The sequence below is a fragment of the Halovulum sp. GXIMD14793 genome, from assembly GCF_054457435.1.
This window is the reverse complement of record NZ_JBTLNE010000009.1, coordinates 69,431-76,919: the sequence shown is the minus strand read 5'-3', so window position 1 is coordinate 76,919 and position 7,489 is coordinate 69,431. Positions and strand designations below refer to the sequence as shown.

6 protein-coding genes and 1 pseudogene are annotated in these 7,489 nt (G+C 55.5%); 1 reads left to right on the top strand and 6 read right to left on the bottom strand.

Annotated features, from left to right (window positions below; translation table 11 throughout):
- A pseudogene (locus tag ACW9UQ_RS03885) lies at nt 1–103 on the top strand (IS5-like element IS711 family transposase); the annotation flags it as partial.
- 13 nt (nt 104–116) lie between these two features.
- Here ACW9UQ_RS03885 and hslU read toward each other — a convergent pair.
- The 6 genes from hslU to ACW9UQ_RS03855 all read right to left on the bottom strand — a co-directional run bounded on the left by hslU (nt 117) and on the right by ACW9UQ_RS03855 (nt 7,473).
- Nucleotides 117–1,424 carry an ATP-dependent protease ATPase subunit HslU gene (hslU, locus tag ACW9UQ_RS03880; RefSeq protein ID WP_458929683.1) on the bottom strand — a complete coding sequence of 436 codons (1,308 nt, stop codon included), beginning with the start codon at nt 1,422–1,424 and terminating at the stop codon, nt 117–119.
- Between the two features lie 58 nt (nt 1,425–1,482).
- Nucleotides 1,483–2,553, bottom strand: coding sequence for a hypothetical protein (locus ACW9UQ_RS03875; protein WP_458929682.1), 1,071 nt, complete (start codon nt 2,551–2,553; stop codon nt 1,483–1,485).
- Entirely contained in the window at nt 2,546–3,103 is a 558-nt protein-coding gene (gene hslV, locus ACW9UQ_RS03870; RefSeq protein ID WP_458929681.1) for an ATP-dependent protease subunit HslV, read from the bottom strand. Before hslV ends, ACW9UQ_RS03875 begins: the two co-directional genes overlap by 8 nt.
- A 49-nt stretch (nt 3,104–3,152) precedes the next feature.
- Entirely contained in the window at nt 3,153–4,268 is a 1,116-nt protein-coding gene (locus ACW9UQ_RS03865) for a polysaccharide pyruvyl transferase family protein (RefSeq protein WP_458929680.1), read from the bottom strand.
- Nucleotides 4,269–4,296: 28 nt separating this feature from the next.
- Nucleotides 4,297–6,810: a translation initiation factor IF-2 gene (gene infB, locus ACW9UQ_RS03860; RefSeq protein ID WP_458929679.1), complete on the bottom strand. Its 2,514-nt coding sequence runs from the start codon at nt 6,808–6,810 to the stop codon at nt 4,297–4,299.
- 63 nt (nt 6,811–6,873) lie between these two features.
- On the bottom strand, nt 6,874–7,473 hold the full coding sequence (locus tag ACW9UQ_RS03855; protein WP_458929678.1) for an RNA-binding protein: 600 nt from the start codon (nt 7,471–7,473) through the stop codon (nt 6,874–6,876).
- Nucleotides 7,474–7,489: the final 16 nt, after the last annotated feature.

The following is a 7,489-nucleotide window of genomic DNA, read 5'->3' as shown; positions in this document are numbered from 1 at the left end:
CAGGATCAAAAGGTTCCGCCGGATTGCCCTGCGTTGCGAGAAAACCGTCAGCTCATTCAAAGCCTTCGTCGATCTCGCATGCGCAATGGCATGGATCAGCTAAATGCAGACGCCGCCTAAAGCACATATCTGCCCAGATCGGCAGATCGGGACAGCTCACCAAGGTACTTTTCTACAAAATCAGCATTGATCGTTACGGAATCACCAGCACGATCAGGCGCATCAAAACTCAGTTCTTCAAAAACACGTTCGAGAACTGTGTAGAGCCGCCGTGCACCGATATTCTCTACCGATTGATTGACCTCTGCAGCTATTTGCGCCAACGCGGCAATACCCTCTGGCTCGAAGGTGACAGCCACCTCTTCTGTTGCCATCAATGCGGTATATTGAAGTGTCAGCGCATTGTCCGTCTCGGTCAGAATACGGACAAAGTCCGCTTCTGTCAGGGCGCGCAGCTCTACCCGAATTGGCAGCCTACCCTGAAGCTCCGGCAAAAGGTCTGATGGCTTTGCGATATGAAACGCGCCCGAAGCGATAAACAGGATATGATCGGTTTTCACCGGGCCATGCTTGGTTGAAACGGTTGTCCCCTCGATCAAGGGCAGCAAATCACGCTGCACACCTTCACGACTGACATCCGCACCGCGGGCGTCGGACCGAGCACAAACCTTGTCGATCTCATCAAGAAAAACGATTCCGTTTTCCTCAACCGAATGAATGGCCTCGCGCGTCAAAGTATCCTCATCCAGCAGCTTGTCCGCCTCATCCGCAACCAAAACATCATAGCTGTCGCGCACTTTCAGACGTTTGCGCACCGTGCGGCCGCCAAAGGCCTTGCCGAAGATATCGCCAAGATTCATCGCCCCCATCGACATGCCCGGCTGGCCAGGGATTTCCATCATCGACATCGGGTTAGATGTGTCGGTGAGTTCCAGTTCGATTTCCTTGTCGTCCAACTCACCGTCGCGCAGCTTTTTGCGGAACATATCGCGGGTCTGCTCACGTGCGCCGGGTCCCGCCAACGCTTCGACCACGCGTTCTTCGGCAGCGTCATGGGCTGCGGCCTTCACCTCTTCGCGTTTCATATCGCGGGTCATGATGATAGCGGCATCAACCAGATCACGTATGATCTGCTCCACATCGCGGCCGACATAGCCGACCTCGGTAAATTTTGTTGCCTCTACCTTCAGGAAGGGCGCTTTGGCCAGCTTAGCCAACCGCCGCGAAATCTCGGTCTTGCCCACACCGGTGGGGCCAATCATCAGGATGTTCTTGGGATAAACCTCGTCCCTCAGATCATCGCCCAGTTTCTTGCGCCGCCAGCGATTGCGCAGGGCCACGGCTACGGCCCGTTTGGCATCTTTCTGGCCGATGATGAAACGGTCGAGTTCCGAGACGATCTCGCGCGGGGTCAGGTCGGTCAAGCTATGATCCTTCGATTTGGTCAGGCCTCAGATATGCGCTGGCGCGAAAATCGCAAGCTCAGGCATAGGGCGGCAGACGGTCTTTGAACGGAAAATTGGGCAGGGCACGCATCACCGCATTGCGCAGATTGCTCCACCATGTGCCGATCGCGGTGATGAACACCCCCATGATCAGCAGGGTCCAGACAATGTCCCAATCTGCCGATGTCTCACTCAGCACCCAGGTCAGAATGATACCGATATAGGCGATACCGGCAGTCAGAAAAGATCGCCGATCAATGATCAGCGCCACCAGCGTGATCCCGGTCAGTGCTGCCGCAGCCAGCAGATAGCCCTGTGCGCTGTCGCGGTTCAACAGGGTCAGGACCACGACATTGACGATGGCAGGGGCAGCGAGAATATGCAGCCAGAACCCACAGGCCGACAGGCGCGAGACACGATGCGGGTCGCGCGTGTCAAAATACATCCCACCAACAAAGGCGACGATGCCAAAGCTTAGCATTACGATGGCCATTGTTGGATTGCGGCTAAGGTCAAAAAGTGACGCCGCTGTTCCCGCAAAAACCGAATGGAACACAGATTCCGGGGACACCATACCGGCCAGCGAAACTGCGATCCCGAGCCCGAACAAGCCGAACAGAAAAAGCGCAAAAGGCACACGATAAACCGCGAAATAGCCCAGCATCGCAACAGCCCCGGCAACACCAACGGTCAGGAATTGCTTGGCGCCCGGCACGTCATTGATATCAAATACCATGATAGACACAAATGCGGCAACGCTGGCCGCGAAGGCGGAAGCCAGTGCAATACTTGGCAGCATCATGCGTCTTTTGATCGTAAAATAGCCAGCGGCAGCAAAAACCAGAATTGCTGTCACGATGGGAATGGCGACAGGCGCGCCCATCATTCCTGACAGCGCTATGATACCCGAGAACAGAATACCCAGACCGACGGTAATGAAAATCTCAGAAAAGCCTTTGAACAGCTCAAACGGTTCATCGTCTGCGGGCATATTGGCCCGGTAGCCCTGACGTTTCTGGGCAATGGTCAGCAGCTTGGAAGCCTGCGCTTCATCAATGATCCCGGCGCCCACGGCGGCACGGATATCGGTATCGCTAAGGTCAGCCATCCAAACTCTCCACAATCACATTCCCATTGGTATAGACGCAGATTTCTGCCGCGATCTCCATTGCCCGGCGTGTGACCGCTTCGGCATCCATATCCGTATCCATCAACGCACGCGCAGCCGCCAGCGCGTAGTTCCCGCCGGACCCAATGGCTGCCACACCGTTTTCCGGTTCCAGCACATCACCAGCACCTGTGACAACATAAAGGTCCTTACCATCGGTGACGATCAGCATCGCCTCAAGCTTTTGCAGATATTTGTCGGTCCGCCAGTCCTTGGCCAATTCGACACAAGCGCGGGACAGTTGCCCAGGTGCTGCTTCGAGCTTTACTTCCAGCCGTTCAAGCAACGTAAACGCATCCGCGGTCGAGCCCGCAAACCCGCACACCACATCCTGCCCACCGGGGGAAAGCTTGCGCACCTTCCTCGCCGTGCCTTTGATCACGGTCTGACCCAGACTAACCTGCCCATCGCCAGCCACGACAACCGTGCCACCTTTACGCACACCGATGATCGTCGTACCGTGCCAGCCAGGAAAATCCGTATCGCTCATGTCAAGGCTCCGTTGATGAAGTGAAGGAAACACGTAGGCACGAAAGCCTCTAGGCGCTAGGACCCTTGTCAGAGAAGCTAAATATATCTCTTAATCTCTGTTCATAGGCTTTCTTCTGACCAGCAAGGAAAGCATAACTTTTTGCTGCGTCACCTAAGTTGGAATATATTTTTTCTAAAATGATATCGATCTTCCTGGGGTGCATTACTCTGTCTTTAAAGACTGTGTAATTGTCGTCTTGACAATGCATCTCAAAGAGAATTTTCTTTTTGAAGTCGCCCAAGGTCCCCAGCATCTTTCCTTCGTCTATTCCAATGCCAAAAACTGGTACCTGACAGTTGAAGGAGTTTACACAGACATGGTATGTGTCTGATATAACAAAAGAAGAATTCTTTATTAAACCTATATTGTAAAAATAGTAATCATCTATTTCATGAAGTGGCGCGTTTAGCCAACGATCCAAATATACCGGAACAAGTCCGGTCTTGCGTGAAATCTCACCAGTCAAAGCCCCGATGTTTTCAAGTTTTGATCGGTGAAAAAAGCACACAAAATAACCGCGGGCCTTCATCTTCTCTGCGTAAGCGCCTCTTTCAAGCCCGCTCAGCATATATGCAGCATCAATGCCTTGTTCAGCTTGTCCGGCCCAGTTTTTGGGAGCTAGTTTCTGAATTGCTTCCATCGAGATCGGATCTCTTGGAAGGACATAGTCGAAACGGTCGAAAAACAGCTCGACGTAATCAGTGATTCCGAAAGTGTTGCCTCCCGCAAGGTTTTGAAAATTTTGACTTGCAGAAATGCATATCTGTCCGGTTGGCTTCTCACCGATATGTATGTCTTTCCATCTTCTAATCGCAGCTTCTCGGTTAGCGGAACCTCCGAGTCTTACGTCTCGATTTGCAAAGTCATTGATGCCATATGCCGGGTTTGTAGTAAAATCGCCCCAATATATAACATAATCATAACTATCTAGCTCTCTTATAGAATGTAGATAATTTATGCTGAGCTTTCCTAGTTCTTTTGATCTATTTTTTTCATCACCTATTGGACAAAAAAGGTCCGGGGATATACCCAACCTCTCAAAAAATGAAAGTGCAGTAAGGTCAACAGAGTACATACCGCAATTCTGCGGATTCTGTGCGAGGACTACAGCGACAGTTTTCATCAAACCGCTCCGACTTCAGATAATAACACTAAAGCGTACGCTCGACCTCTTCCGTTTCGAAGATTTCGATAACGTCGCCGGCGCGGATATCGTCATAGTTCTCGAACGCCATCCCGCATTCCTGACCGCCCTGAACCTCTTTGACTTCGTCCTTGAAGCGTTTCAGGGTTTTCAGCGTGCCTTCGTGGATCACCACGTTATCGCGCAGCAGACGCACCCCGGCAGAGCGGCGGGCGACGCCTTCGGTGACTTCGCAACCTGCGACATTGCCAACACCAGAGACGCGGAACACTTCTTTGATCGACGCGTAGCCGATGAAGGTTTCCTTGATCTCGGCCGACAACAGGCCAGAGGCGGCAGCTTTCACATCATCCACCAGATCATAGATGATGGAGTAATAGCGGATCTCCACACCCTTCTGGTTGGCGCTTTCGCGCGCGGGCGCGTTGGCCCGGACGTTAAAGCCGATGATCGGCGCGCCGGAGGCTTCGGCCAGGGTCACATCGGATTCCGTGATCGCCCCGACACCGGAATGCAGCACGCGCACGCGTACCTCATCATTGCCCAGCTTTTCCATCGCCTGAACGATCGCTTCGGCAGAGCCCTGAACATCCGCTTTCACGACGATGGGCAGTTCCTGCACATTCTCGTTCACCTTGGCCTGCGCCATTAGCTGTTCTAGCGTGGCACCGGCACCAAGTGCGGCTTTCTTGTCTTTCGACACCTGCAGGCGATATTCGGCGATTTCGCGGGCCTTGGCCTCATCCTCGACCACGTTCAGAACGTCGCCAGCTTCGGGGGTGCCATTCAGGCCCAGAACCTCAACCGGGACCGAGGGACCAGCTTCGGTGACGCGTTCGCCCTGATCGTTGATCAATGCGCGGACCTTGCCCCACTGTTCGCCGACGACAAAGATATCGCCTGTCTGCAGCGTGCCGTTTTGAACCAGAACGGTCGCAACGGGACCGCGGCCGACATCCAGCTGAGCCTCGATCACGGCACCTTCGGCACGGCGTTCGGGGTTGGCTTTCAGTTCCAGCAATTCGGCCTGAAGTGCGATGTTTTCCAGAAGCTTATCAAGGCCCTGACCGTTCAGCGCCGAAACCTCGACGTCCAGAACGTCGCCGGACATTGCCTCAACAACGATTTCGTGTTGCAGCAGTTCGGTACGTACCCGGTTCGGATCAGCGCCTTCGACGTCGATCTTGTTGATCGCAACGATGATCGGAACCTCGGCCGCTTTGGCGTGGTTAATCGCCTCAATCGTCTGCGGCATCACGCCGTCATTCGCCGCTACAACCAGCACGACAACATCCGTCACCTGCGCGCCGCGGGCCCGCATGGAGGTAAAGGCCGCGTGGCCCGGTGTATCCAGGAAGGACAGCAATGCGCCGCCATCGGTGGTGATCTGATAGGCCCCGATATGCTGAGTGATCCCGCCAGCCTCGCCCGAGACGACGCTGGTTTTGCGGATCGCATCCAGAAGCGAGGTTTTGCCGTGGTCGACATGGCCCATGATAGTGATCACAGGTGCGCGCGGCTGAAGATCTTCTTCTTTGTCCTCAACGGCTTCGATGGCCGCTTCTACATCGGCGTCAGAGACGCGAACAACGGTGTGTCCGAAATCCTCGACGACCAGCGTTGCGGTATCCGCATCAATAGACTGGTTCTGTGTGGCCATGATGCCGTTGGTCATCAGGAACTTGACCACATCCGCAACACGTTCGGCCATACGGTTGGCCAGTTCGCCAACTGTAATCGCGTCGGGCACCTGGACATCGCGCATTACCTTTTCGCGCGGCTCGTTGGACCCCATCATCTTGCGGTTTTGCCGTTCCTGACGACGTTTCATCGCCGCCAAAGACCGCTGACGTCCGTCGCCGCCCGTGGCCTGGCTGATTGTCAGCTTGCCGGAACGGCGGCGGTCATCGCTGCGACCACGGCCTTGCTTGTTCCGATCATCTTCCTGCGGACGTCCGGGTTTGACGTTCTTCGGCTGATGGCTGGTTGGACGGCCAGCTTCGGCCCGGGCTGCAGCTGCTTGGGCTGCGGCAGGATCGATTTCCTGTTCCTTGGCTTTTGGCTTGGGCTTGGCAGCGGCAGCAGGCTTTTCCCGCTCCTTCGCGCGTTCTTTCTCTTCCTGCTCCCGACGTTCGCGGGCAAGAATGCGCTCTTTCTCTTCTTGTTCGGCAGCTTCCTTTTCAGCGCGCAGGCGATCCATCTCGGCTTTACGAGCTTCTTCTTCGGCGGCCTGCTTGGCTTTCAGCTCAGTTTCTTGGCTTTTAGCAGCGGCCACTGCCTTGCGGCGACGTTCCAACTCGGCGTCGGGCAAGTTGCGCTTGCCGCCGCTACCAGCAGCTACACGCCCACCGGACCCGCCCGCGCCAGCTTTGGGAACCACAACGCGTTTACGCTTGCGCTCTACCGTGACTGATTTCGACCGGCCATGCGAAAAGCTTTGGCGCACATGGCTGGTCTCGGTCCCGCCACCGCGAAGCCCAAGCGTTTTGCCTTTGTCACCACTCTCCGTCTTGTCGCTCATAGTCGTCTATAACCTTTCCAGCGGAGGGCCCATCCCCCCGTGTATGTCCAGCCATCCCGGATGTCAGGCCTGATTTTTTCGCACAGCCGCGAGCCGGGCCGACTCATACCGCACCAGATCGGAGAGTCCACCCGCAATCAGTGCGGCATGTATCACACGATCCCGGCCAAAAGCCAAACCCATTTCCTGCCCTGTAAGCACCTCAAAATGCGTTTTTTCGCCATCCGGTGGCCGCATCCGCGCTTTTTCCCGCTCTGATCCATCATTGGCCTGCATCAGACAGACCGCTTCGCCGCTGGTCAGGGCTTCTTTTACCTTCTGCGCGCCCGAGATTGCCTGACCGGCCTTTCGGGCCAGTGCCAACAGTTCCGAAACCCGGCCCGTCAGAAGCTTTTCAACCATCTCAACCAACTCGGGTGGCACCTTCACGGCGCGCTTTGCACCCCGGGCGAACAATCCCTTGCTGGCAGCTTTGGTCAACGCCGCATGATCAGCGCTGACCCAGATGCCACGCCCGGGCAGCTTTTCCGCAAGATCGGGGACAATCATGTCCCCGGGGCCGACAACGAAACGGATCAGGCCGGATTTCGACCCGCTTTCGCCCGTTGCGATGCAGCGGCGTTCGGGTTCATCCCGATGCTTTTTAACCCCGCCCCGACCCATGCGTGCATACCGGCCA